Origin of the sequence: Amycolatopsis sp. WAC 04169 (assembly GCF_003947535.1) — a bacterium.
GTDB classification, from domain to species: domain Bacteria; phylum Actinomycetota; class Actinomycetes; order Mycobacteriales; family Pseudonocardiaceae; genus Amycolatopsis; species Amycolatopsis keratiniphila.
Genome location: NZ_QHJI01000004.1, coordinates 675202 through 699180 on the forward strand (window position 1 = coordinate 675202; position 23979 = coordinate 699180).

Consider the following 23979-nt stretch of genomic DNA (forward strand, 5'->3'; position numbering starts at 1 on the left):
ACACGGCTACCTGCCCTTCGCCGGTGAGTCAGCACCCGCATCGATGTCGATGTGCTGCTCGAAGTGCTTCCCGCCGTAGTTCATGTCGATGTCGATGTCGATGTCCTGACCACCCGGCGCCTGCACGGTGGACTTGCCGGTGCTCAGGTCGGTGGTGATGGTGACGGTGTTCCCGTTGCCCGCGCCCGCTCCCGGGAACGAGCCCGGCGAACCCGCGCCGCCGCCCGAGGGTCTGTCCACCGGGATCCAGGCGTCGGCGCCGCCCGGCCAGTTGCCCTGGGATCCGTTGCCGCCCAAGGCAGGCGGCCGGTACTGGGTGAACGGTGGCGTCTCGCCCGGCGTCGAACCGCCGCCCGCGCCGCCACCGGAACCGCCGATCGCGGCCTGCCCCGAACCGCTGGCGACCGAACCCGGTGCCTGCGGGTTGGTGACCGGGGTGCCGGAGACCGCCGAGTTGCCCGCCGCGCCGTTGTCGCCGGCGTCGTTGTGCCCGAACAGCTTCTGGACCTCGCCGATGATGGTGGCGATCTGGGTGATCTGGTTGGCGAGGTCGACCACGCCGAGCGCCTTCAGCAGCGCGCCGATCGCGGTGATGAACGCGCGCAGCGAGGCACTGGTGGCGGTGGAAAGCGCGACGGCGGCGCCGTAGGTCCACGGATTCGACATCAGGCCCGCGACCGTCGGGTTCACCGCCGAGACCACCGCCTTGTACGCGGTCTGCGCGGTCTTGATCAGCGTTCCCGCGATGCCGAGCAGCTCGGCGCCCTTCTGCACGACCTGGATGATCTTGGTCAGCGAGTTCAGGGAATCGGTGATCTTCTTCAGCGCGGAGTCCGACGCGCCACCGGACCAGATCTTGCCCAGCTGCTCGGCGGCCTTCGTCACCTCGTTGTACATGGTGAGGAACTCGTTGGCCTTCTTGAGCACTTCGAGCACGTGCTTCGCGATCTGCTCCGGCTGGCCGGTGAGGATCTGCGGCAGGATGGTGATCGGCCCGCCCGAGGACGCCGTGGCGTCCATCGCGCTGGAATTGGGGTAAGTCAGCATGTCGCTCCTCAGGCCGGAAGTCAGACGGAAGCCGGGCGGTAGACGCTGACCTTCGCCAGGCCGTTGATGTCCGCTTCGACGATTCCGTGGTTGTAGAGCAGCCCGCCCTCTCCGGCGATGGCGATGATCGGCTTGCTGTCGGAGAACAGGAGCGGTTCGACCACGACGACGTCACCGCTGTGCACACCGCCCGGCACGTCGCCGAAGTTGCGCGCCGTGCCCGCGTAGACCTCGATGACCCCGACCCGCGCCTGGTTGTCGGCGTCACCGGCCAGCCAGTCGTTGAAGTCCGACACTCCGTGGAATCGTGTGTCGGTGATCGGGTGGTCGCCGAGCTGCCCCAGCCGCGCGTCCTGCAGGTAGCGCAGCACGTTGCCGACCGAAGACGGCTCGCCGGTGCCGCCGGCGCTGTCGTTGATGGCCAGCGTCGCCAGCTCGGAAGCGTGCGAGTTCCCCCAGATCGACGAAGACGTCGATCCGGCACCGCCGCCGGGGCGGCCGCCGTATCCGCCCGCGACCGCCTCGTCGGCGGCCTGGTACGCGTCGGCGCTGCTCTTGATGAAGCCGTTGATCTGCTGCAGCAGCTGCAACAGGGTGCGGACCGCGACCACCTGCTGGCTCTGCATCGCCGTGTTGGCCGCCGCCACCGCGCTGCCGAACGTGGCGAACGACATCGGCTGCAGGACGGTGCGTTCGAGGTCGGCGACGACGTTGATGCCCTGCATGATGATGCCGCCCAGGTTCCCGACCGCCGAGCGCATGGCCTCGGGCTCCGCCCGGTACTCGCCCGTGCCGACCATGGCTCTCCTTCTCTCGTTCCCCCACGTCTGCGTGACCAGCAGCGTAAGTTCGCCACCAGACGTGAGCGGACGGCAAAAGTACCCACCGCAAGGGCGGCACGAGTGGCCAGAATGATCGGCAGGATTACCCACAAGCGGCCAGAAAGACCCTGATGAGCGCCACTCGCGACCGCCTGCCGGCCCTGGGCGAGCAGCCCGGAGAGATCGTCCTGCAGTCCCCGCCGATGCTGCCGAAGGGCTCCTCCGGCGGAGCCATGCAGCTGCTGATGTTCATGCCGATGATGCTGGGCATGGGCGCCATGTCGTTCGTCTACATCGGACGCGACGGCGGGGTGATGACCTACATCTTCGGCGCGTTGTTCCTCACCGCGATGGTGGGCATGGTGGTGATGTCGCTCGGCCGCGGCGGCGCGCAGAAGAAGGCGCAGATCAACGAGGAACGCCGCGACTACCAGCGGTACCTGACCGGTCTGCGCGGCCAGGTCCGCGAGATCGCGGACAACCAGCGCGCGGCGATGGCGGCGTTGCAGCCCGACCCGGCGGATCTGTGGGCGTACATCGAGACGGGGAAGCTGTGGGACCGCCGCAAATCCGATCCGCAGTTCGGGCAGGTGCGCGTCGGGACGGGGCCGCAGCGGCTGGCGACACCGTTGAAGGCGCCGCAGACCGTGCCGCTGGAAGACCTCGACCCGGTGTGCTCGACGAACCTCAAGCACTTCATCCGCACCTACTCGACGGTGGACGGGCTCCCGGTCGCGATCTCGCTGCGGTCGTTCGCGCAGGTCAGCCTGTCCGGCCGCCGCCCGGACACACTCGGGACGGCGCGGGCGCTGCTGACCCAGCTCGCGACCTTCCATTCACCCGGTGACCTGCGGATCGCGTTGTGCGTCAAGAACGACCGGCTGCACGACTGGGAATGGGCGAAGTGGCTGCCGCACGTCGCCTCGACCGCGGCCGACGCAGCGGGACCGCGACGGCTCGTCGACGCCGACTCCGGGAAGCTCGCCGACCTCCTCGGCCCCGACCTCGGCGACCGGCCCGCGTTCACCCGGCGGCCGGATGCCCGGCTGGATCTGCCGCACGTCGTCGTGATCGTGGACGGCGGGCACGTCCACGCCGACGCCCGGCTCGTCGCCGAAGAAGGCAGGCTCGGCGTCACCGTGGTGGAGATCGGCACCGAGCAGCCGCGTTCGGTCTCGTCGGAACGGCTGCTGAGCCTGCACATGAGTCCCGATCAGCTCGGCATGGTCGTCGGCGACGGGACGGAGCAGCGGCTCGGGTTCCTCGGCAAGCCGGACACCTTGGACCGCGGGGCCGCCGAGGCGCTGTCCCGGATGCTGACGCCGCTGTTCCAGGGAGCGGCGGTGGTCAGCGAGGCGCCGATGTCGGCGACGTTCGGGCTGGCGGGGCTGCTCGGCATCGGCGACCCGCGCGACACCGACACCGCGGTCACCTGGGCACCGCGTTCGGCGCGGGACCGGCTGCGGATCCCGTTGGGCGTCAACCCCGAAGGCAGGCCCGTCGACCTGGACCTCAAGGAATCGGCCGAAGGCGGGATGGGGCCGCACGGGCTCGTCATCGGCGCGACCGGGTCCGGCAAGAGCGAGCTGCTGCGGACGCTGGTGACCGCGCTCGCCGTCACGCATTCTTCGGAGAAGCTCAACCTCGCGCTGATCGACTTCAAGGGCGGTGCGACGTTCGCCGGGATGACCGGGCTGCCGCACACCTGCGCGGTGATCACCAACCTGTCCGACGACCTCGCGCTGGTCGACCGCATGGCGGACGCGCTGAACGGCGAACTGTTGCGGCGTCAGGAACTCCTGCACGCCGCCGGGAACTACGCGTCGGTGCGGGACTACGAAAAGGCCAGGGAATCGGGTGCCAACCTGCGGCCGTTGCCGTCGCTGCTGGTGATCATCGACGAATTCAGCGAGCTGCTGTCGTCGCGGCCGGAGTTCATCGACCTGTTCGTCGCGATCGGGCGGCTGGGCCGGAGCCTCGGGATCCACCTGCTGCTGGCCTCGCAGCGTCTTGAAGAAGGACGACTGCGCGGGCTCGATTCGCATCTGTCGTACCGGATCGGCCTGCGGACGTTCTCCGCGTCGGAGAGCCGCGCGGTGCTCGGCGTCGCGGACGCGTACCAGCTGCCGCCCGTGCCGGGTTCGGCGTACCTGAAGTCCGACAACGACACCCTCATCCGGCTCAAGGCCGCATACGTCTCGGGAGAACTGCCTCCGCGCAGCAAGATCGTGCGCAAGGACGGCCAGAGTCTCGGCCTGATGCCGTTCACGCTGGCGCCGGTCGAGATCCCGGTGACCGTCGAAGCCGAAGAGCCGGTCGAAAAGGGCACCGGCGAGACGATCATCGGCGCGATGATCTCGCGCATCGAAGGTAAGGGACCGGAAGCGCACCAGATCTGGCTTCCGCCGCTGGCCGAACCGCCCACCTTGGACCAGTTGCTGCCGCCGCTCGGCGAAGACCCCGCGCGCGGCTTGTGCCCGCTGGGCTGGGGCGGCAACGGCAAGCTGATGATCCCGGTCGCGTTGGTGGACAAGCCCTTCGAACAGCGGCGCGACATGCTGTGGGCCGATTTCTCCGGTGCCGCCGGGCACGCGCTGATCGTCGGGGCGCCGCAGAGCGGCAAGAGCACGCTGATGCGCGACATCGCCGCCATGCTCGCGCTCACCCACACGCCGGAAGAGGTCCAGCTGTTCGTGCTGGACATGGGTGGTGGCGCGCTGGCGCCGATCGCCGGGCTGCCCCACGTGTCCGGCTACGCGACCCGGCGCGACGCCCAGCGATGCCGCCGGGTGGTGGCTGAGCTGACGACTCTGCTCGAACAGCGCGAGGAGTTTTTCTCCGCCAACGGGATCGAATCGATCACGACGTTCCGCCAGCGGCGTTCGGAGTACCAGGAAAGCACCGACGGGCGCGAATTCGGCGACGTCTTCCTGTTCGTGGACAACTGGACCACGATCCGCCAGGAATACGAACAGCTGGAGGAACAGATCACCAGCCTCGCGTCACGGGGGCTCGGCTTCGGCATCCACGTCGTCGTCTCGATCAACCAGTGGATGGGCATGCGGGCGCCGTTGCGGGACGCGATCGGCACCAAGTTCGAACTGCGGCTCGGCGAGCCGGCGGACTCGCTGATCGACCGCAAGATCGCGCAGAACGTCCCGGCGGACCGGCCGGGCCGCGGGCTGACCGCGGACAAACTGCACTTCCTCGCGGCGCTCCCGCGGATCGACTCGGACCAGCGGCCGGACACCGTCGGCGCGGGCGGACTGGACCTGAACCGCCGGATTTCGGCGGCGTGGAAGGGTGCGGCGGCGCCACAGGTCCGGCTGCTGCCTCCCGAGGTCCCGCTGGACTCGCTGGAAGCCGGGCCGCGCAAGCAGGTCACGCTCGGCATCGCGGAATCGAATCTGCGGCCGGTGCATCTCGACTTCGCCACCGAACCGCATTTCGTGGCCTTCGGCGACGTGGAATCCGGCAAGAGCTCGCTCCTGCGCGCGATCGCGCAGGGCATCGTGTCGAAGTACTCCCCGGAGGAAGCGGCGATCGTGGTCGCCGACTACCGGCGAGGGATGCTGGGCGCGGTGCCGGATTCGCATCTGCTCGGCTACGCGGGTTCGGAAACCGTGCTGGGCGGGCTGATCGACCAGTGCCAGCAGGCGATGCGGAACCGGCTGCCCGGCCCGGACGTCACGCCGGAGCAGTTGCGGAACCGGTCTTGGTGGCGCGGCCCGGAACTGTTCGTGCTCGTCGACGACTACGAGATGGTCGCGACCGTGGGCCGGAACCCGTTGCAGCCGCTGCTGGAATTCCTGCCGCAGGCCCGGGACATCGGACTCCACCTCGTCATCGCGCGCGGCAGCGGCGGTGCCGGGCGTTCGCTGTTCGAGCCTGTGCTGCAACGGATCCGCGAGCTCGGTTCGCCCGGGCTCGTGATGTCCGGCTCGCGGGACGAAGGGGCGCTGCTCGGGGACGTGAAGCCGGGACCGCAGCCCGCCGGGCGGGGTGTGCTGGTGTCGCGGCGGCATGGGACCGGGCTGGTGCAGGTGGCGTGGACGAAGCCGGTGGAGGACTGAGCGTCGCAGTTTCGGATGCCTTTTCTGCCGTGACCGATTGTCCGTATGGCAAGGGAGTCGTATTTCCCTTGTCTCCCAATAGATTCTCGGGCACGTTAGACGGTTTACCCCGCACCGCCGATTCAGTGGCGATCGAACGCACGTTCGAGTATGATCTTGGTCATGACCCAGTCTCTTGCTTTTAATCCGAAAGCTGCTCGTTTTCTCGACGCCGCGTGTGACGAGGAGGTGGTGCTTCGTCGTGCGCAGGGGCGGCAGGTGCATTCGATAGCCCAGTTCGCCAGGGTGGGTGGTTCGCGAAGATCGGTGACCGAGGAGGTCGCTCTGGCGTTCTCGGTCTCTCGTAATCAGGCCTATCTGCTGGTGGAAACCTCGTGCGCGCTGGTTCGCCGGTTGCCGAACACGTTGGCAGCACTGGAGAAAGGTGATATCGATCTGTTCAAGGCGTCGAAGGTGTCCCAGTTGACGCGGGAGGTGTCCGATGAGGTCGCCGCCCGGGTGGACGCGTGGATGGCGGGCCGTCTGGCCGGGCGTGACCCGACCGCGATCCGGAAATCGGTGGATCACGCGGTGCAGAAATTCGACCCCGACGGGTATCGGGACCGCGCCGAGCAGAAACGCGCGTTGCGGCATGTGTCGCTGGACCACGAAGACGAGACCATGTCGAAACTGACGGGCTATCTTCCCGCGGAAGTCGCCAGTTCGGTGTACGCGTCGCTGTCCCGCGCGGCCAAGGCCCGCCGCGCATCCGACCAATCCCGCACCCTCGACCAGCATCGTGCGGACATCTTCGCCGAACGGCTCCTCGCCGAAGACGGTCATGGCGCGCCTCGGGCGCATGTCCATGTCTATGTCGACTTGCTGACCCTGACCGGTGCCCAGGAGGACCCCGCGACCCTGGCCGGTTACGGACCCATCCCCGGTTGGCTCGCCCAGGAGATCGCCGCCGACCCCGGCTCCACCTGGTCCCGGCTGATCACCGACCCGCTCACTGGGCAACTCCTCGAAGCCGGCCCCGGCACCTACCGGTCCCCGGCGTCGCTGGCGCGCCTGATCAAGGCACGAGACCGGGAATGCACCCACCCCGGCTGCCACCGCCCGGCCGAGTTCTCCGAGATCGACCACATCGCCACCTGGGCCCGCAACGGCGGCACGGACCACCACAACTGCCACGCCGCCTGCAAAATCCACAACATGCTGAAAGAAGAACCCGGCTGGACCGCAGAACCCACCGGCAACGGCGGCATGACCATCACCACCCCCACCGGCCGCATCTACACCGCAACACCCGAACCGCTCCACGACCCACGACCCGAACCGGAGGACGACACCCCACCCTTCTGAAGCGTGTCGCCAGGCTTCGACGAAGGCTCCCCAGGAGGGGCCTTCGCGGCTCGGTCATGCGCTCGTCGACTCCGTCCGCTTTGGATCTCACTTACGACGGCGTCGCCCCCGTACCACTTTCTGCGCCAGCCCACCCACCGCCTCACCCCAGCGAAGTCACCCGACCCGTGCGGCGATCTCCCGCGCACAGGCCAGAGCCTCGTTCACCCCCGTGTCCACTTCGAAGTCGTAAACCACGCCCCGGTGCACGACCTCGGCCTGCGCCTCCGCCATCCCCGTGACCCGATCTCCCCGCGCCATCTCCCGCCCGGCGGCCACGACGCCGTCACACCGGACCCCGACCCACAGCACGTCGAGTCCGTCCAGCGCGTCACGCCACCGCTGCTGCGAGGTGGCCCCACCGAGGAACGCGTCGTCGATGATCACCCGGGCCCCCGCCCGCACCATCGCCGCGACACCGGCCATCCACGCGTCCTCGAGCTGCCGGAAGCCGGCGCCGACACTCACCCCGCCGTCCCCCGCGAACTCGATCCCCTCGTCCACGGCGGCAGGCATGGCGTCGATCAAGGTGTCCACACCGAGGGTGAGCCAGGGATCCGGCAGCACCGCTTGCAGGCACCGGGCGATCCCCGACTTGCCGGAACTGGAGCCGCCGTTCAACACGATCACCCTGGTCGTCACCAGGACAGCCTAAAGAGGAACACTTTTCCAGCAAAACGGATACAAGGGACGTGCCAATACATTCCTCACGACGTTTACCGACTTCGGTAGGTTACTAAAATCCTTACCGCGACCTAATTTGGTGAAACCGTTTCGAATTCGAAGCGGTTTCCCCGACGCAGGCCGAAGGGCGTATTCATGCGTATGTCCAAGATCGTCGCAACGGTGGCGGGCGCCGCCGCGGCGCTGACCCTTGCCGCCACCCCCGCCGCGAACGCGGGCCAGGACATCATCGGCGGCGGCACCGTGAGTTCCGCGCCGTGGGGCGCCCAGATCTACTGGGACGACGCCACCGCGTTCGGCGGCTTCAACTGCTCCGGCACGATCATCGCGCCGCAATGGGTCCTCACCGCGAAACACTGCCTCAACAAGCCCGGTATGCATGTCAAGGTCGGCAACGTCAACCTGAACCAGGGCACCGAGGCCGACGTCGACCAGCAGAAGGCCGCGCCGAGCGGCGACATCGCCCTGCTGCACCTCACGACCGCGGTCAGCACGACGTACATGAAGCTCGGCACCGCGAACCCCGCCAACGGCACCACGAACCAGATCTACGGCTGGGGCCGCACCCAGGGCAACAACCCGCCTTCGAGCGTCCTGAAGACGGCCGATGTCCGCATCACCGGCACCAGCAGTGACGCGTACGGCGGGCAGGCCATCGCCAGCGTCGGCATCAACGGTTCCGCCTGGCACGGCGACTCGGGCGGTCCGCAGCTCGCGAACGGCGTCCAGGTCGGCGTCTGCTCCACCGGCAGCAACTCCGGCACGAACCCGCAAGGCACCCAGAACTACGCGAGCGTCGCGGCGAGCCGCGACTGGATCCGCACCACCGCGGGAGTCTGAGAAGACCGACAGGGGCCGTTCACGCGAACGGCCCCTGTCCAAAGTGGACGCACTGAGCACTATGCCAGTTGATGCATCGGCCGGAGCGAAAAAGCCGAACCCGCCGCCACGACGGCGATGATCCCCGCGCCCGCGACCAGCGTCCAGAAGTCCGGATGCACAATGGACTGTCCACGCTGAGCCTGCCAAGTGAGCAGTACGAGCAGCGCCGCGAAACCCACCGAAGCGGTCCGCACCAGATTCCGCCGCACGAATTCCGATTCGAGCACCGGATACCGCCGGGCGAGTTTGAGCAGTCCGAAAGCGACCAGCGGCAGCACCTGGATCGCGTGGATCCCGAAGAAGTGCGGGATCCGCATGTCCCCGCCCACCGTGCTCCACCCCAGCACGGGCAGCCCCGGCCCGCCGTCGGGCACGCCGACCGCGTGGGCGCCGACGATCGACGGCCGTTCGCCGGCGCGGAACTGGGCCAGCTGCTGCTCGTTCGGTCCGAACATGAGCAACGCGATCCCGATCCCGGCGACCGACAACGCGGCACCCGCGCGCAACGCGGAATTCATCGCCCGGTCGGGAAGCCGTTGGAACAGCAGGAGAATCGCGATGGCCGCCGTCGCGGCCCAGCCGGTGAACGCCCCGTTCGCGACCATGTTGTTGATCCACTGGTCGACCGGGGTCTCCCGGTTGAAGTGCAGCGTCCGCCCGCGGACGGCGATCTGCCAGAACAGCAGCGCCATGTCCATGCCGAGGCCGACCGCGAACACCGTCCCGAGCCACCAGCCGAGCCGCTTGCCGCGGGTCAGCTGACCGATCAGCCAGGCCAGTGTCACCGCGTAGAGCCCCACGGAGATCGTGAACTTGAGCGGTTTGAGCCAAATGGGCGCGTTCACGAGGCTGCGATCGTCGAAGACCAGGCCCCCGAGCGCGATCACGCCGAGCACCGCCATCGCCGCCGCCAAGATCATCAACGGGCGATGCAGTACTGTCCTGGATCCCTTGTCCACCATGGATTCGAGGGTGCCGGGAAGCTCCGATCCGGACACTGGAGTACTCCCCCTGATCGGGGGTGGGGAAAGCCCTACCGCCGACCTGTGGGTAATAGTGCCGTCACCGCGACCGGCAGTTGTGCCGTTTGACCGCACTCCCCTCTTTTCTAGCGTGTCCTTCACAAGAGCAGACAGGGCGTCCCCTGGTGCTCACCGGGATTTCCAGCGAGATGAGAGGAGGTGGCCCATCAATGACCGGTACGGGATATCAGGCAGACGCAGCTGCGATGGCGCGCGCCGTCCAGGGGTTCGAGGAAACCGCGTCGAACGCCAAGACCACGATGGCCAGCTTGGAGAGCGAGCTGACCCAGACCCTGCACAACTACAAGGGTGACCAGGCGGTCGCGTTCTGGGACCTGCAGCGCCGCCTGCAGGAGAAGATGACCATCGCCGTGAACGAGCTCAACACGATGTCGCGCCTCGTGCACGAGAGCAACCGGAACTACAACTCGGGTGACGAGCAGGTCCGGGAAAGCCTCACCGGGGTCAGCGGAGTCGTCGACCAGACCGTGATCCACCGGCTGAACCCCTGATCCGCGAGAGGACCACCAATCATGGCTGACGTCGTCGAAATCAACTTCGCCGCGCTGCAGCACAGCTCGGCCTCGCTGGCCGCCAAGGCCAAGGCGCTCACCTCACAGCTCGAACAGCTGCACACCAACCTGCAGCCGATCACCCAGACCTGGTACGCCTCCGGCAGCTCCGCCGGTGAGGCCGCCCGTGCGTCTGAAACCCGCCTGCGCCAGGCCACCGCGGACATCGTGGCGATCATCGCGCAGTTCGGTGGCAAGGTCGGCGACGCCCACGATCTCCAGCACAGCCTGGAGAACCGCAACCAGGGCCTGTTCGCCGGCTGATCCCCATCCGTCGGCCGGCCGGTGCTTTCACCCCCCTCGGCACCGGCCGGCCGGCTTTGCGTGTTGTCGTCCCCCTTGTCGGCGTGGCCGTTCACGAGAGAGCCGGGATCAATGCAAGACCACTCGTACTACGTCCATCTGGAATCACTGAAGGACTTCGTGCGGGAACTGGAGACCCAGATCCACGCGATGTCCAAGCCGAACGACTTCCTGCTGACCCTGAGCGAACAGCCGCTGCTGTTCGGCGAGTTCGGGGAGGCGGGTTCACTCAACAAGGCGCACCAGGCGGCCGTCGCCGAGATGCAGGGCCTGCTGGATCAGGTCAAGGGCGCGATCACCTTCGCGCAGGACGTCACGACGACCGTCGCCGACGGTTACGCGGCGGCCGACGATTCGGTGGCGGGCGACATGAACCACTCGAGCCAGCAGACCGGGCTGCTCGATCCGTTGCTCAACGTCCTCGGGGGCGTGCTGGGCGGTAACAGCGGCTCGAACGGCGGGGGGAACAAGGGATGACCGACACCGCGCACACGAACTTCGCCGCGTACTCGCACCAGCAGCTCTACGCGATGCTGCAGGCGGGCGACCCCAACACGGCCCGCCACGCGGCCCACAAATGGCAGTCCACCGGCTCCGGGCTGTTCGAGCAGGCCGAGAACCTCACCGGCGAGCTGAAGGACTTCTCCGGCAACTGGACCGGTGGAGCGGCCGACAAGTACCACACGATGATCACCGATCTCGTCGGCGGAATCCGCAAGGTCGCCCAGACCGCGCACGCGATGAACAACCTCCTCGAGGACGCCGCGGACGCGCTCGTGAAGGCCAAGAAGGAGATGCCGCCGCCGGTCGCGGTGCCGGACGTCTCCCCCGCCGATCTCGCGCTGGCCGTCAATCCGCCGCTCCTGCCGCCGGATTCGTCGCAGGCGACGATCATCAACGCCGCCCAGCAGCGGCAGCAGGCCATCGCGAACGTCGAAGCGCAGCAGCAGGCGGCGAGCGCGGCCAGCGCGGCGCACGGCAAGGCGATCGTGGTGATGACCCAGCTCGCGGGCGAATACTCCACGGCAGAGGAGTCGATCCCGGCCTCGCCCAACGCCGTCGCCCCGCCGCCGGTCACCGGTGGCGGCACCGCCCCTGGCGGTTCGGTCGGCAACAACATCGGCGGGACGCCGGGTGTCGGCGTCGTTCCGGGCGACAACACGCATCCGCTGCCCTCGGACGGCTCCACCCCGCCCACCACCGGACAGCCCGGTCAGCCGCCCAAGTCGAACCCGTTGTTCGGCGACATGTTCACCGCCGGTCTCGCCGCGGCTTCGGCCGCCGCGTTCGGCCGGTTCGGTTCGATCATGCCGCGGGTGCCCGCGTGGGCGAACGGCAAGAACGACAAGGACAAGAACGGCGAGCCCGCGGGCGGCGGCGCCGGTGCGGCCGGCGCGACCGCGGGTGGCGCCGGCGGCGGTATCCCGATCGGCGGTGGCGGAGCGCCGTCGCTGGACGGCGGCGCGATCGGCGCCGGTGGCGGCGGCGGGTTCTCCGGCCCCGGCGAGGCTCCGGCCGCGTTCTCCGGCCTGGCCGGCGACGGTGGCTCGGGCAGCGCGATGAGCGGCCTCGCGGGCGGAGCGGCCGGTGCCGCGGGCGCGGCGGCGGCCAAGGGCGCGATGCCGATGATGCCCATGATGCCGATGGGCATGGGCGCGGGCGGCGACATGGGCTCCGGACGGCGGATCCCGCCGTGGCTCGTGGAGACCGAGAACGTCTGGGGTCAGTCGTCCCCGGTCGCTCCCGCCGTGCTCGGCGAAGAACCCGAACAGTACTGATCGTTTTCCACCAGGAGAGGCGGCTCGGTGATGGCATCCAGTGCGGGCGGTTACCGAGTCGCCCCCGCCAGGCTCGAAGCGGCGGCGGCCGAACTCGAACAGCGCGCCGGCGTGCTCAAGACCGCGCAGACCGCGCTGGCGGGCGAGAACGTCCCCGCCACCGCGTTCGGCCAGGTTTCGGCTTCCAGCGCGGCTTCGGCCACGTACACCAAGACGATCAAGGACGTCGCGAGCAAACTCGACGGCCAGATCACCAAGGCGACGGTGATCCATCAAGGGCTGACGGCCGCGGGCGGCGGCTACCGGCGCGCCGACGTCCAGGTCGCCGCCTCGTACCGGTCGCTGATGCCGGAGAACCCGTTGCCCAAGGCCGGGAATCCGGCAGGCGTCGGCGGCGCGGCCGACACCGGATCGTGGGCCACCGCGATCGCCGAGAACCGCACGAAGGTCACCGACGCGCTGACCGCCGAACGCGAGCGGCTCGCGAATCTCCTGGCACAGGGCGGGAAAGCCGACGACATCGCGAGCGCGCGCACCCGGATCGCGCTGTACGAGGACATCCTCGCCAACGACCGGCAGATCCTGCGGTTCGACCCGTCCGGTAACGGGCGCATCGTCGAACTGGTCGGCCGTATCGAGCCGGGCACCCGCAACGTCGGGTTGTTCGTCCCCGGCGTCAACACCTCGTTCGACAACTTCCAGAGCTACGCCGACCTCGGCAAGAGCCTGGTCGCCGCGGACGCCACCGGCCGGACCGCGATGGTGGTCTGGGCCGACGGGGTGTTCCCCCAGAACGTCGTCACCGAAGGCCCGGCAGCGCACTACGCGCAGACGATGGCGCCCGATCTCAAGGCGTTCGGCGACGAACTGCGCGGCCAGATCGACAGCCACGCCGGACCGGGGGTCGTGGTCACCGCCGTCGGGCACAGCTACGGCGGCGCCACCGTGGGGCTCGCCGAGCAGCTCGGGCTCAGGGCCGATCAGGTGCTGCACGTCGAATCCGCGGGCATGGGACACGGGATCTGGAGCCCGAGCGACCTCCCGGCCAGCCAGGCCGGTGTGCAGCGGTACTCCATGACGGCCCCCTTCGACCCGATCGTGATCGCCCAGGGCAACGCGGGGCTGGTCGAATGGCTCGGCGCCGGGCACGGAGCGGACCCCGACCGCTTCCCCGGCGTCGTCGAACTGGAAACCGGCCGCGACGCGAACGGCGATCTGCAGTGGGGTTTCGATTCCCACAGCGGTGTGCTCAAACCGGGTTCCGATTCGTGGAACAACATCTACGGTGTGATCACGGGCGGCGCGGTCACGCACGAAGGCTTCACCGGCGGCTCGCTGCGCGAGATGGTCATCGAAGGCGTCGGACGAGGCTTGTGAGGGATTGTTCATGATCACGAGGCACACCGGGCTCGACCCTCTGGCCGAGGACCTCACGGCGGTCATCGACGGTGTCGCGGGCACCTTCGGCACCACCGCGGAGCGCACCGTGGAAGGCGAACTGGACTGCGACCCCACTCAGCCTGGCCGGTCGCTGTGCTGGCAGTACGGCCTCCGAGTGGACGACGCGACCGACGCGATCCGCAAACTCGTCGAAGACGTCCTGCCCCTGCTGGAAGGCCAGGGCTGGCGGTGGCGCGACCGCAGCAACCCGCGTGAGCTGATCGCGCAGTTCAGCCGCGACGGTGCCGACTTCAACGTGCACGTCTCCCGCGCCGGCGACGGCGTGGCCATCGTGGGCTCGACGGCCTGCGTATCCGTCCCCTAAACCCAGGGGGTCGCGAAAGACCTCGTGAGCGGCGGCGGTGTCCCCCAGTACACCGCTGCCGCTCACGAGGCGCGGAATCGCGAAGGTTTCCAGCCCCGTCGCTTGCCTCGCCGGACCGCGGCCACCACCACGAAGATCGCGATGGCGAGGGCCACCCCGGCGATGGCGAGCACACCGGAGACCTTGTCCGCCTTGGTGGGGGCCGGGGCCGCGGCGGGGACGACGAACGTGTCCGGGCCGACGCTCGGCGGTCCTCCCGGGCCGGGCGTACCGGCCGGGATCGAGGCGGAAACGGCGGCGTAGGCGTCGATCGCGCCCCAGCCCCGGCGGGGATCGTGCCCACCGCTCGGACCGCGGTGCGCGGTCAGCGTCAGCCGCGCGACGACCTGCTCCGGCGACAGCCCGGGGTGATACGCGCGCACGAGCGCGGCGACCCCGGCGACGTGCGCGGCGGCCAGGCTCGGATCGCTCACCGGCCATCGGTGCGCCACCGTCCCGCCCGCGCCGGCGGACGTGCTGACCAGTTCGGCACCGGGCGCGGAAATCCCCACGTACGCACCGGATTCCGTCTGCACGGCCTCGCCTGCCTGGTTGGTCGAACCCACGGCGAGCACGCCCGGTGTCGCCGTCGGGTACGACGTCTGGCCCTGCTGGGACCCCGCCGCGGGCGAGACGATCAGCGCGCCCTTCTCCCTGGCGCGCGAGACGGCGCCGGTCAGCGCGGGACTGTCGGAAGCGGCCGGGACGGCGATCAGGATGATCCCGGCACCGCGGTTCAGCGCGGTCTCGATGGCGCCCGCGAGCTGTCCGGGATCGCCGCCGCCGTTCACCTGGGTGTAGCGGATCGGCAGGATTTTGGCGCCGGGCGCGATCCCGGTGAACGTCGTGGACGGATCCGGTTGCGCGCCGACGATCCCGGCGGCGATCGTGCCGCGGCCGTCGCAGTCTTCGGCCTCGGTGCCCTGCCCGCCGAGGAGCTGTCCCGGCGCGAACTGGCCGTTGCCGCCGTCGACGCCGGTGCCGATCACCGCGACCAGCTGGCCGGTGCCGCGGGACAGCGGCCAGAGCCGCACGGGATCGATCAGCCGCTGTCCCCACGGGACGGCCGCGGTGTAGGTACCCGTCGGGTTGGCGCACTGCTCGGCGACCGCCGTCGACGGGACGGGGGTGCCGAGCAGTGCCACGAAACCGACGCATCCCGCGACGGCACTTTTACCGGCAAAGCCCACCATTCCTCCAGAATCCCCTTGTCACACAAGGGAATTCTAGTGTGCCACGTCAGCGCAGGTCCATCCCGAGGTCGAGCGCGGGCGAGGAATGCGTGAGCGCTCCGACGGCGAGGAAGTCCACACCGGACTCCGCGTACGCCCGCGCGACGTCGAGCCGCAGGCCGCCCGAGGATTCCAGGCGGGTCTTCGGGGAAACCTCGTCACGCCGGTCGACCGCCTTCGCGCATTCGTCGGGCGTGAAGTTGTCCAGCAGCACCTCGTCGGCACCCGCGGTGAGCGCCTCCTCCAGCTGGGCCAGGTCGTCGACCTCGACCTCGCAGTGCAGTTCGGGCGCGTGCTCGCGCGCGGCGGCGAGCGCCGCGGTCACCGAACCGGCGGCGACCACGTGGTTGTCCTTGATCAGCACCGCGTCGCCGAGCCCGAGCCGGTGGTTCACCCCGCCGCCCGCGCGGACGGCGTACTTCTCCAGCAGCCGGAGCCCGGGCAGGGTCTTGCGGGAATCCCTGACGCGGCAACCGGTCCCCTCCACCGCGGCCACCCAGGCGGCGGTCGCGGTGGCGATACCGGACAGGTGGCACAACAGGTTCAGCGCGGTGCGTTCGGCGGTGAGCAGGCCACGCACCGGACCGCGGACGACCAGCGCGGGCTCACCGGCGGTCAGCCGGTCGCCGTCGTCACGGGCGGCCAGGATCTCCAGATCCGAACCGAGCACGACGTCGAACACCGCCAGCGCCACCGGGATCCCGGCGACCACCCCGGCCGACCTCGGCGTGAGTTCGGCCAGCGCACGCGCGGATTCGGGGACGGTGGCGTTCGTCGTCGCGTCGGGCCCGTACCGCAGATCCTCAGCCAGCGCCGTCGTGACGACCCGGTGCACGTCGGCGACGTCGAGGCCGTGATCGGCCAGTGCCTTGACGACCCAAGGGGAGAATTCGGTCATGCCACACCCTCCAAAGCGATCGGATCGGCCAGCACCGGCTGTCCCGAGGGGCTGAGCCGGATGAGCTGACCGCGCTGCCAGACGTCGTCGTCGCGTTCGGGGAAATCGGTCCGCACGTGGCAGCCGCGGGATTCCGTGCGGCGCGCCGCCGCCGCGACCAAGGCCTCAGCCACCAGGGTGAGCGCCGCGTCCTCCACGATCCTCGGCGTCCACAAAGGACTCTCGGTCACGGACAGATCCAGCACCGAACCCACGACCGCGAGACCTTCGGCGTCCCGGCCGATGGCGGCGTACCGGCTCATCGCCCGCTGCAACGCGTCCCGATCGGCCACCGGGACCTTCGCCGGAGGCAGGAGCACACCGCGGCGCGGGTCACCCAGCAGGCCGGCGGCGAGGTCGATGGCGACCGCTTCCGCCACCCGCTGCCCGACCACCAGACCTTCGAGCAAACTGTTGGAGGCCAAGCGGTTCGCGCCGTGCAGGCCCGTCCTCGCGACCTCGCCCGCGGCGTAGAGACCGCGGACACCGGACCGTCCGTCCACAGTGGTCACCACCCCGCCGCAGGCGAAATGCGCCGCGGGCGTGACCGGGATCGGCTCCTTCGCCGGGTCCAGCCCGATCGCCGCGCACGCCGCGTGGACGGTCGGGAACCGTTGGGCGAAGCCGGAAATCCCGGTGGCGTCGAGGAAGACGTGGTCGTCGACACCGCCGGGCGCCTGCCCCATCCGGCGTGTGATGGCCGCCGACACGACATCGCGGGGCGCGAGATCGCCGAGCGGGTGGACGCCGCGCATCACCGAGGCACCCGTCGCGTCGTGCAGGGTCGCGCCCTCGCCGCGCACCGCCTCGGTGACCAGCGGGAGGCGGCCGCGTGCGCCGGGCGTGAACAGGACCGTCGGGTGGAACTGGACGAACTCGACGTCCGCGACCTGCGCGCCCGCGCGCAACGCCAGCGCCAGCCCGTCCCCCGTGGCGAGCTCCGGATTCGACGTCGCCTGATAAAGCTGCCCCAGCCCGCCGCTGGCCAGGAGCACCGCGGGCGCCCGGACGACGCCGGGCACCCCGTTGTGGTCGAGGACGGTCACCCCGACGACCTCGCCCGCGGGCGTGCGGATCGCGTCGACCGCGATGTGGTGCTCCAGCACCGGGATCCGCCGGTCACCGGCCGTCGCGACCAATGTCCGCTCGACCTCGGCGCCGGTCGCGTCGCCACCCGCGTGGATGACGCGGAACGCGCTGTGGCCGCCTTCCCGCGTGCGGGCCAGTTCGGGCCGCCCTTCGGCCGCCGGGTCGAACCGCGCCCCCTCGGCCCGCAGCCGGGCCACCGCGGCGGGGCCGCCGGCGATGATCGACCGGACGGCGTCCTCGTCGCACAGCCCGGCACCGGCGGTGAGCGTGTCGTCGGCGTGCTTGCCGACCGAATCGCCTCGCTCGTGCTCGCCCTCCAGCACGACCGCGATGCCGCCCTGCGCCCAGCGGGTGTTGCCGTCGGAGACCGTCGCCTTGGTGACCACCAGGACGTGCAGGCCGAGCTCGTGCGCGCGCAGCGCGGCGGTGAGCCCGGCCACCCCGCTGCCGATCACCACGAGATCGGCGGCGGCCTCCCAGACCGGGTGGGTTTTCGCCTGGAGAGCGGTAACCGGGCCGGTCATTCTCCGCCGCCAGGCTGCCCGATCTCGATCATGCGCTGCACGGAAGCGCGGGCACGGGCGGCGGTCTCGGCGTCGACGTGGACCTCGTCGGCACCCTCGCGCAGCGACCGCAGCAGGGCGGCCGGCGTGATCATCTTCATGTACCGGCAGGACGCCCGGTCGTTCACCGCGCGGAAGTCGATCTCCGGGGCGGCCTTGCGCAGCTGGTGGATCATCCCGATCTCGGTGGCCACGAGCACCGACGTCGCCTTGGTGTCGCGGGCGGCGTGGACCATGTCGCCGGTCGAGAGGATCTTGACCCGCTCGGGGGCGACGGCGCCCTCTCCCGCCAGGTACAGCGCCGAGGTCGCGCAGCCGCATTCCGGGTGGATGAACAGGTCGGCGTCCGGGTTCTCCGAGGCCCGCTCGGCCAGCTCCGCGCCGTTGATCCCGGCGTGCACGTGGCACTCCCCGGCCCAGATGTGCATGTTCTCCCGGCCGGTCACGCGTTTGACGTGCGCGCCGAGGAACTGGTCCGGCAGGAAGAGAACTTCCTGGTCAGCGGGGATGGACGCGACCACGTCGACGGCGTTCGACGACGTGCAGCAGATGTCGGTCTCCGCCTTGACCTCGGCCGTGGTGTTCACGTACGACACGACGACCGCGCCGGGGTGCTCGGCCTTCCAGGCGCGCAGTTCGGCGCCGGTGATCGAGTCCGCCAGCGAGCAGCCGGCCCGCGCGTCCGGGATCAGGACCGTCTTCTCCGGCGCCAGGATCTTCGCCGTCTCGGCCATGAAGTGCACGCCGCAGAAGACGATGGTGGACGCGTCACTGCTCGCCGCGATGCGGCTGAGCGCAAGGGAGTCGCCGGTGAAATCGGCGATGTCCTGGATCTCGGGGACCTGGTAGTTGTGCGCGAGCAGGACGGCGTCGCGTTTACGCGCGAGGCTGCGCACCTCCTCCGCCCAAGCCGCGTCGGCGACCACGCCACCGTACGGGGTCAAGTCGTTCTGCAGAGTGCTCGTCATCGTTCTGGCCCTCCTGGACCTGTCTCCGGTTTTCGCCTTATAATCGAAAACCGTGCGAAGTCATCTTAACACCCAGACCCCCCTCGCCCACGAGGTCTTGGGAGCGGTCCTTCAAGTGCGCTCCGACACACTCCGGGTCCTGCTGTGGCGGCGCGCGCTCGATCCGCACCTGGGCCGCTGGTCCCTTCCCGGCGGCAGGCTTCGCCCGGATGAAGACGTCGAGGCGTCCATCCGGCGGCAGCTCGCGGAGAAGGTCGACGTACGCCAGTTGAAGCATGTGGAGCAACTGGCCGTCTTCAGCGCGCCGGACCGGGTGCCGGGCCCCCGCGTCGTCGCGACGGCGTTCCTCGGCCTCGTTCCGTCCGATGTGGACCCCGAGATCCCCGAAGACACCGAGTGGCACGACGTTTCCGAGCTCCCCCGGACGGCGTTCGACCACGAGTCCATCGTCCTGCGCGCGCGGGACCGCCTCCGCTCGAAGCTCTGCTACACGAACCTCGGCTTCGCGCTCGCCCCGGAAGAGTTCACCGTTTCGGCGTTGCGGAGGCTGTACTCGGCTGCGCTGGGTTACCGCGTGTCCGCGACGAACCTGCAGCGTGTGCTGTCCCGGCGCGGGCTGCTCCTGCCCACCGGCCACACCGCCCCGCCCGGACGCAGCGGCGGCCGCCCGGCGGCGCTGTTCTCCTTCGCGGGCAAGGGGATGCAGATCACCGACCCGTTCGCGGTGTTCCGCCCGCCCACCGGGAAGTGACCGCCCTGCGAACTCCTCCCGGTCCCCGTACCTTGAACGGGTGACCGAGCCGAGCGAGGAGTCCACCGGGAAGGCGATCTTGCCGCTGTTCCCGCTACAGACCGTGCTTCTGCCCGGAACACACCTTCCGTTGCACATCTTCGAACCGCGGTACCGGCAGCTGATGGCCGACCTCGTCGCCGAAGTGGTCCCGGACCGCGAGTTCGGCGTCGTCGCGCTGCGTTCGGCGATGATCAGGGAGGTCAGCGGGCCCGAACACGTCCACGAGTTCGGCTGCAGCACGGTGTTGCGGGAGGCGAAACGGCTGCCGGACGGCAGATTCGACGTCGTCACCACCGCGCGGCGCCGGTTCCGGCTGCTGGAGATCGACCGCGTCTCCGCGCCGTACCTGATCGGCTCGGTCGAATGGGTGCCCGACGACCGCATCGCCACGGTGCACGGCGACACCGTGACCAGGCTCGCCGACGTCGCGAAAGCCGCCCACCGGCGCTACTGCGAGTCCGCCTGGAACGACGAGGACTGGACCACCCCGCCCGAGGACGGCGACATCGCTGCGCTCGCGTACCGGCTCACCGCCGACTGCCTGCTCCCGCTGGAGGACCGGCAGCGCCTGCTGGAGGAGACGAACCCGCTGCGGCGGCTGCGGATCGCGTGCCGCCTGCTGACGCGGGAGGCCGGGTTCCTGAGCACGCTGGGCGCGGTGCCGATGCCGCCGGGAGAACTCGGCGAGTTCACGCGCCCCTCGAACCTGAACTGAAGCGCCGGGCCCCTCGCTCCCGAGCTGCCCCTGCCCCTCCCCCTGCCCCGAATGCTATGAACGGGCCGTTCCTTGCAAATTTTGCAAGGAACGGCCCGTTCATAGCACGCGTGAGGTGCCGACCCGTGTCATGAAAGGGCCGTTCAGGACAAGAAACGTCCTGAACGGCCCTTTCATGACACCCGCGAAGCGCTACTTGCCGGCCTCCGAAGAACCCCCATCGTCCGCCCCGTTGCCGGTCCCGAACTTGCTCCACACCTTCCCCGCTGCCCCGGACACCGCCTCGCCGACGTCGCTGAACACCTTCGTCAGCGGGTCGGTCGAGCTGTTCCAGGAGTCCTTGTACGACTTCGCGGCCGACTTCAGGTCGTCGGTCCAGGTGGACGAAGGCGCGTCCTCGTCACGGCGCGGGTACTCGCCGGCCAGGATCCCCCGGTACTCCTCGGACGCGGCCCACTTCTGCAGTTGGGCGGCGCGCACGACGGCCAGCGGATGCGACATCGTCTCGACGTAACGCAGCTTCAGGTAGCTGTCGCGGATGTCGTCGACCGACTCGTACTCCGAAGCCTGCTGCAGGAAGGCCGGGATGTCGATCTTCGACGGGTCGATCCCGCCCGCGACCAGGATCTGCGAGCGCAGCGCCGCCGTCGGGTCCTGCGAGCACAGCAGCCCGGCGCGGTCGCAGGACAGTTCGGCCTTGCGGTACCACTCGCGCAGCGCCGCGATGACGACGCGGATGCCGATCGCGCTCACCGGCGTCCACGACATCGACATCTGCAGGCCGATCAGCCGGATCATGATCGTGCGGTACACCGCGTGCCCGGACAGCACGTGCCCCATCTCGTGCCCGATCACGAACCGCAGCGACGCGAGGTCCATCGCCTCGACGGCGGCGGTGTTGAGCACGATGAACGGCTCGTCCATCCCGATTGTCTGAGCGTTGACTTCGGGACTGCGGGCGACGAACAGATTCGGCACGCGGTCGAGGTCGAGCGTTTCGGCGCATTCGTGGCGCAGCCTGTCCAGTTCCGGATACTGCGTCGGGCCGACCCGGATCGCGGACGCGAGCGCCATGAGCCGCTCACCGCGTTCGGCGTAGAAACCGGAAACCGCCTTCACGACCTGCGCGAACCCCGGAACGGCGCGCAGGGTGGCCAGTGCGCCGCGATCCACGGGGTGTTCGTACGCGCGCGGGCTGATACCCGGGAAGCGGACGGCGTTGTGCCGGGAAACCTCGATGTCGTCGGTCAAGAGAAAGCCCCCTAGAGAAGTTGCCGCCCACCCTAGAGGAAATTCGTCAGCCGAGGCGGCGGCCCAGGTCTTCCCGTCCGTTCCACGCGGTCAGCAGCGTGTACGCCAGCGTCGTCATCAACGGCGCGGCGAGCATGATCCACGTCGATTCGATCTGCGGCGCCTTCGCGATGACGTCGCCGACGGCGGGCGCGGCGCCGATCTCGTAGCGGCCGTTGGCGAACGCGACGCCCATCGTCGTCCCCAGCCAGCCCGCGAGGGTCGCGCCGCCGGTCGCGGCGATCAGCACGACCGGGCCGCGGCGTTCCCGCAGCAGCCAGGTCACGATGCCGATCAGCAGCCCGGCGCCGAGCGCGAGGAAACCGTAGACGGCGAGGTCGTCGAAGCGGTGCCAGCTCTCCAGCTCCAGCGGGGCGAGACCGCCCTGGTCGTTGATCACCCGCATCCGCTGGGGCGGCGCGAGCCGCGCCCACAGCCAGGCCAGCGGGAAACCGAGCAGGCCCGCCGTGGACAGGACGCTGACCGCGGGCAGCAGATCGGCCTTGACGACGACCTTGGGGTACGGGCGGCGCGGCCTCGGCAGCACGGGCACCGACCAGGGGTCGGGCACGCTGGAAGACAGGTGCGCCGGTTTACCCGTCGTCTCGCCCAACCCCGGACTCCTCCCTCGTGCTGCTTGTGCAGAGCGTAACCAATGACGCCCCCAGCGCACGCAACCCGGCACGCATCGCCCCGCGTTTCGTCCTCTGAATGCGATGCTTGCGCGTGCAACTACCGCATTCAGAGGACGAAATGCGGGGAGTCAGCCGGTGAGTTCACCGTGACGGCTGCACCGGGCCGTCCACCCGACCGGGGTGATCTGGACGACCATCCGCCGCGCGCAGTACGTGCAGTACCGCGGCGGCTCGAGTGCCGTTCTGGGGTTGTGGCAGGCCGGATGTTCCGCGCCACCGTCGGACGTCTGTCCACAGTGGACGCAGTACGCCGCTGGGTCAGAGGACGTCACTGATCGCCTTCACCGGCATCTTCAGCTCTTCGAGCATCGCCAGGTCCGCGGTGGCCGGGCGGCCGAGGTTGGTCAGGTAGTTGCCGACGATGATCGCGTTGATGCCGCCGAGCATGCCCTGCTTGGTGCCCAGGTCGCCGAAGGTCAGCTCACGGCCGCCGGAGAAGCGGAGCAGCGGGCGGGGCATCGCGAGCCGGAACGCGGCCACGGTGCGCAGCGCGTCCTTGCCCTCGACGACCTCGTAGTCCTCGTACGGCGTGCCCGGCTGCGGGATGAGGAAGTTCATCGTGCACTCGTCCGGGTTCAGCTCGGCCAGCTGCGCGGCGAACTCGGCGCGCTGCTCGACGCTCTCCCCCATGCCGATGATGCCGCCGCAGCAGACCTCCATGCCCGCCTCGCGGATCATCCGGAGGGTTTCCCAGCGCTCTTCCCACGTGTGCGTGGTGACGACGTTCGCGAAATGCGAGCGCGCGGTCTCCAGGTTGTGGTTGTAGCGGTGCACGCCCATCTCGACGAGTTCGTCGACCTGCTCCTGGGTGAGCATGCCGAGCGAGCACGCGATCTGGATGTCGTTGCCGTCCTCGCGGATGGCCTTGATCCCCTCGCGGACCTGCGAGAGCAGCCGCTTGTCGGGGCCGCGGACGGCGGCGACGATGCAGAACTCGGTCGCACCGGTCTCGGCGGTCTGACGGGCGGCCTTGACCAGGCCGGGGATGTCCAGCCACGCCGACCGCACCGGCGTCGGGAACCGGCCGGACTGCGAGCAGAAGTGGCAGTCCTCCGGGCAGCCGCCGGTCTTGAGGCTGATGATGCCCTCGACCTCGACCTCGGGGCCGCACCAGCGCATCCGCACCTCGTGGGCCAGCGCCAGCAGGTCGGTCAGGCGGTCGTCGTCGAGCCGCAGGACTTCGAGGATCTGCTCCTCGCCGAGCCCGACACCGCGCTCGAGGACCTGGTCACGCGCCACGGCGAGGATGTCGACGGTCTCCGGGGCAGTGGTCACGAGGCGGCTCCTGTTCGAGGTGGGGCGGTGAAGCGAAGGCACATCATCGTGCA

Annotated in this window: 23 protein-coding genes; 11 read left to right on the top strand and 12 right to left on the bottom strand. The window is 69.6% G+C overall.

Annotation, left to right across the window (positions count from 1 at the left end; all coding sequences use genetic code 11):
- Positions 1-6: 6 nt before the first annotated feature.
- Positions 7-1047, bottom strand: a complete 1041-nt coding sequence (locus tag DMC61_RS12205) for a hypothetical protein (RefSeq protein ID WP_016336004.1) — start codon at positions 1045-1047, stop codon at positions 7-9.
- 20 nt (positions 1048-1067) lie between these two features.
- On the bottom strand, positions 1068-1847 hold the full coding sequence (locus DMC61_RS12210) for a WXG100 family type VII secretion target (RefSeq protein ID WP_016336005.1): 780 nt from the start codon (positions 1845-1847) through the stop codon (positions 1068-1070).
- Between the two features lie 152 nt (positions 1848-1999).
- Between DMC61_RS12210 and DMC61_RS12215 the strand changes: the two genes are divergently transcribed.
- Both DMC61_RS12215 and DMC61_RS12220 read left to right on the top strand, forming a co-directional pair.
- Positions 2000-5941: a type VII secretion protein EccC gene (locus DMC61_RS12215; RefSeq protein WP_016336006.1), complete on the top strand. Its 3942-nt coding sequence runs from the start codon at positions 2000-2002 to the stop codon at positions 5939-5941.
- 162 nt (positions 5942-6103) lie between these two features.
- Positions 6104-7285, top strand: a complete 1182-nt coding sequence (locus tag DMC61_RS12220; RefSeq protein ID WP_125689444.1) for an HNH endonuclease signature motif containing protein — start codon at positions 6104-6106, stop codon at positions 7283-7285.
- Between the two features lie 156 nt (positions 7286-7441).
- On the opposite strand, the gene cpt is transcribed toward DMC61_RS12220, so the two are convergent.
- On the bottom strand, positions 7442-7966 hold the full coding sequence (gene cpt / locus DMC61_RS12225; protein WP_199749963.1) for a chloramphenicol phosphotransferase CPT: 525 nt from the start codon (positions 7964-7966) through the stop codon (positions 7442-7444).
- Positions 7967-8149: 183 nt separating this feature from the next.
- Between cpt and DMC61_RS12230 the strand changes: the two genes are divergently transcribed.
- Complete coding sequence (locus DMC61_RS12230; RefSeq protein WP_199749977.1) at positions 8150-8848, top strand: trypsin-like serine protease; 699 nt, start codon at positions 8150-8152, stop codon at positions 8846-8848.
- Positions 8849-8907: 59 nt separating this feature from the next.
- Here the strand turns inward: DMC61_RS12230 and DMC61_RS12235 are convergent, their stop codons facing one another.
- Positions 8908-9852 carry a hypothetical protein gene (locus DMC61_RS12235; RefSeq protein WP_370456402.1) on the bottom strand — a complete coding sequence of 315 codons (945 nt, stop codon included), beginning with the start codon at positions 9850-9852 and terminating at the stop codon, positions 8908-8910.
- Between the two features lie 230 nt (positions 9853-10082).
- Between DMC61_RS12235 and DMC61_RS12240 the strand changes: the two genes are divergently transcribed.
- From DMC61_RS12240 to DMC61_RS12265, 6 genes are all read left to right on the top strand, one after another.
- Positions 10083-10424, top strand: a complete 342-nt coding sequence (locus tag DMC61_RS12240; protein ID WP_076153289.1) for a WXG100 family type VII secretion target — start codon at positions 10083-10085, stop codon at positions 10422-10424.
- 21 nt (positions 10425-10445) lie between these two features.
- Positions 10446-10748 carry a hypothetical protein gene (locus DMC61_RS12245; RefSeq protein ID WP_005155348.1) on the top strand — a complete coding sequence of 101 codons (303 nt, stop codon included), beginning with the start codon at positions 10446-10448 and terminating at the stop codon, positions 10746-10748.
- Positions 10749-10859: 111 nt separating this feature from the next.
- A complete protein-coding gene (locus DMC61_RS12250; protein WP_016336011.1) occupies positions 10860-11264 on the top strand; it encodes a hypothetical protein in 405 nt (134 codons plus the stop codon).
- Entirely contained in the window at positions 11261-12565 is a 1305-nt protein-coding gene (locus DMC61_RS12255) for a WXG100 family type VII secretion target (protein ID WP_125689311.1), read from the top strand. Before DMC61_RS12250 ends, DMC61_RS12255 begins: the two co-directional genes overlap by 4 nt.
- A 30-nt stretch (positions 12566-12595) precedes the next feature.
- Positions 12596-13942 (top strand): alpha/beta hydrolase, encoded by a 1347-nt coding sequence (locus DMC61_RS12260; protein ID WP_125689313.1) that lies wholly within the window; start codon positions 12596-12598, stop codon positions 13940-13942.
- 10 nt (positions 13943-13952) lie between these two features.
- The gene (locus DMC61_RS12265) at positions 13953-14330 is read left to right on the top strand and encodes a hypothetical protein (RefSeq protein WP_125689315.1); all 378 of its coding nucleotides are present in this window, start codon (positions 13953-13955) and stop codon (positions 14328-14330) included.
- Positions 14331-14392: 62 nt separating this feature from the next.
- Here the strand turns inward: DMC61_RS12265 and DMC61_RS12270 are convergent, their stop codons facing one another.
- The 4 genes from DMC61_RS12270 to nadA are packed head-to-tail and all read right to left on the bottom strand — an operon-like array spanning position 14393 to position 19158.
- Entirely contained in the window at positions 14393-15562 is a 1170-nt protein-coding gene (locus DMC61_RS12270; protein WP_125689317.1) for a S8 family serine peptidase, read from the bottom strand.
- A 46-nt stretch (positions 15563-15608) separates the two neighbouring features.
- On the bottom strand, positions 15609-16499 hold the full coding sequence (nadC, locus tag DMC61_RS12275) for a carboxylating nicotinate-nucleotide diphosphorylase (RefSeq protein WP_016336016.1): 891 nt from the start codon (positions 16497-16499) through the stop codon (positions 15609-15611).
- Positions 16496-18151, bottom strand: coding sequence for an L-aspartate oxidase (locus DMC61_RS12280; RefSeq protein ID WP_125689319.1), 1656 nt, complete (start codon positions 18149-18151; stop codon positions 16496-16498). Before DMC61_RS12280 ends, nadC begins: the two co-directional genes overlap by 4 nt.
- Entirely contained in the window at positions 18148-19158 is a 1011-nt protein-coding gene (gene nadA, locus DMC61_RS12285; RefSeq protein WP_016336018.1) for a quinolinate synthase NadA, read from the bottom strand. Before nadA ends, DMC61_RS12280 begins: the two co-directional genes overlap by 4 nt.
- Before the next feature lie 115 nt (positions 19159-19273).
- Between nadA and DMC61_RS12290 the strand changes: the two genes are divergently transcribed.
- Positions 19274-19909 carry an NUDIX domain-containing protein gene (locus DMC61_RS12290; RefSeq protein ID WP_016336019.1) on the top strand — a complete coding sequence of 212 codons (636 nt, stop codon included), beginning with the start codon at positions 19274-19276 and terminating at the stop codon, positions 19907-19909.
- A gap of 40 nt (positions 19910-19949) precedes the next feature.
- Complete coding sequence (locus DMC61_RS12295) at positions 19950-20666, top strand: LON peptidase substrate-binding domain-containing protein (protein WP_016336020.1); 717 nt, start codon at positions 19950-19952, stop codon at positions 20664-20666.
- A 192-nt stretch (positions 20667-20858) separates the two neighbouring features.
- Here DMC61_RS12295 and DMC61_RS12300 read toward each other — a convergent pair whose 3' ends face one another.
- The 4 genes from DMC61_RS12300 to bioB all read right to left on the bottom strand — a co-directional run bounded on the left by DMC61_RS12300 (position 20859) and on the right by bioB (position 23926).
- Positions 20859-21917 carry a M48 family metallopeptidase gene (locus tag DMC61_RS12300; RefSeq protein WP_063277375.1) on the bottom strand — a complete coding sequence of 353 codons (1059 nt, stop codon included), beginning with the start codon at positions 21915-21917 and terminating at the stop codon, positions 20859-20861.
- 46 nt (positions 21918-21963) lie between these two features.
- Positions 21964-22569, bottom strand: a complete 606-nt coding sequence (locus DMC61_RS12305) for a DUF2567 domain-containing protein (RefSeq protein WP_016336022.1) — start codon at positions 22567-22569, stop codon at positions 21964-21966.
- A gap of 150 nt (positions 22570-22719) precedes the next feature.
- The gene (locus tag DMC61_RS12310) at positions 22720-22923 is read right to left on the bottom strand and encodes a hypothetical protein (protein ID WP_125689321.1); all 204 of its coding nucleotides are present in this window, start codon (positions 22921-22923) and stop codon (positions 22720-22722) included.
- The gene (bioB, locus tag DMC61_RS12315; RefSeq protein WP_016336023.1) at positions 22910-23926 is read right to left on the bottom strand and encodes a biotin synthase BioB; all 1017 of its coding nucleotides are present in this window, start codon (positions 23924-23926) and stop codon (positions 22910-22912) included. Before bioB ends, DMC61_RS12310 begins: the two co-directional genes overlap by 14 nt.
- Positions 23927-23979 lie beyond the last annotated feature (53 nt).

Coding starts and splice junctions, on each gene's coding strand:
- DMC61_RS12280 (WP_125689319.1), bottom strand. CDS start 18,151: ATGACCGGCCCGGTTACCGCTCTCCAGGCGAAAACCCACCCGGTCTGG.
- DMC61_RS12245 (WP_005155348.1), top strand. CDS start 10,446: ATGGCTGACGTCGTCGAAATCAACTTCGCCGCGCTGCAGCACAGCTCG.
- DMC61_RS12260 (WP_125689313.1), top strand. CDS start 12,596: ATGGCATCCAGTGCGGGCGGTTACCGAGTCGCCCCCGCCAGGCTCGAA.
- nadA (WP_016336018.1), bottom strand. CDS start 19,158: ATGACGAGCACTCTGCAGAACGACTTGACCCCGTACGGTGGCGTGGTC.
- DMC61_RS12205 (WP_016336004.1), bottom strand. CDS start 1,047: ATGCTGACTTACCCCAATTCCAGCGCGATGGACGCCACGGCGTCCTCG.
- DMC61_RS12240 (WP_076153289.1), top strand. CDS start 10,083: ATGACCGGTACGGGATATCAGGCAGACGCAGCTGCGATGGCGCGCGCC.
- DMC61_RS12265 (WP_125689315.1), top strand. CDS start 13,953: ATGATCACGAGGCACACCGGGCTCGACCCTCTGGCCGAGGACCTCACG.
- DMC61_RS12250 (WP_016336011.1), top strand. CDS start 10,860: ATGCAAGACCACTCGTACTACGTCCATCTGGAATCACTGAAGGACTTC.
- DMC61_RS12230 (WP_199749977.1), top strand. CDS start 8,150: ATGTCCAAGATCGTCGCAACGGTGGCGGGCGCCGCCGCGGCGCTGACC.
- nadC (WP_016336016.1), bottom strand. CDS start 16,499: ATGACCGAATTCTCCCCTTGGGTCGTCAAGGCACTGGCCGATCACGGC.
- DMC61_RS12235 (WP_370456402.1), bottom strand. CDS start 9,852: ATGGTGGACAAGGGATCCAGGACAGTACTGCATCGCCCGTTGATGATC.
- DMC61_RS12220 (WP_125689444.1), top strand. CDS start 6,104: ATGACCCAGTCTCTTGCTTTTAATCCGAAAGCTGCTCGTTTTCTCGAC.
- DMC61_RS12270 (WP_125689317.1), bottom strand. CDS start 15,562: ATGGTGGGCTTTGCCGGTAAAAGTGCCGTCGCGGGATGCGTCGGTTTC.
- DMC61_RS12210 (WP_016336005.1), bottom strand. CDS start 1,847: ATGGTCGGCACGGGCGAGTACCGGGCGGAGCCCGAGGCCATGCGCTCG.
- DMC61_RS12255 (WP_125689311.1), top strand. CDS start 11,261: ATGACCGACACCGCGCACACGAACTTCGCCGCGTACTCGCACCAGCAG.
- DMC61_RS12215 (WP_016336006.1), top strand. CDS start 2,000: ATGAGCGCCACTCGCGACCGCCTGCCGGCCCTGGGCGAGCAGCCCGGA.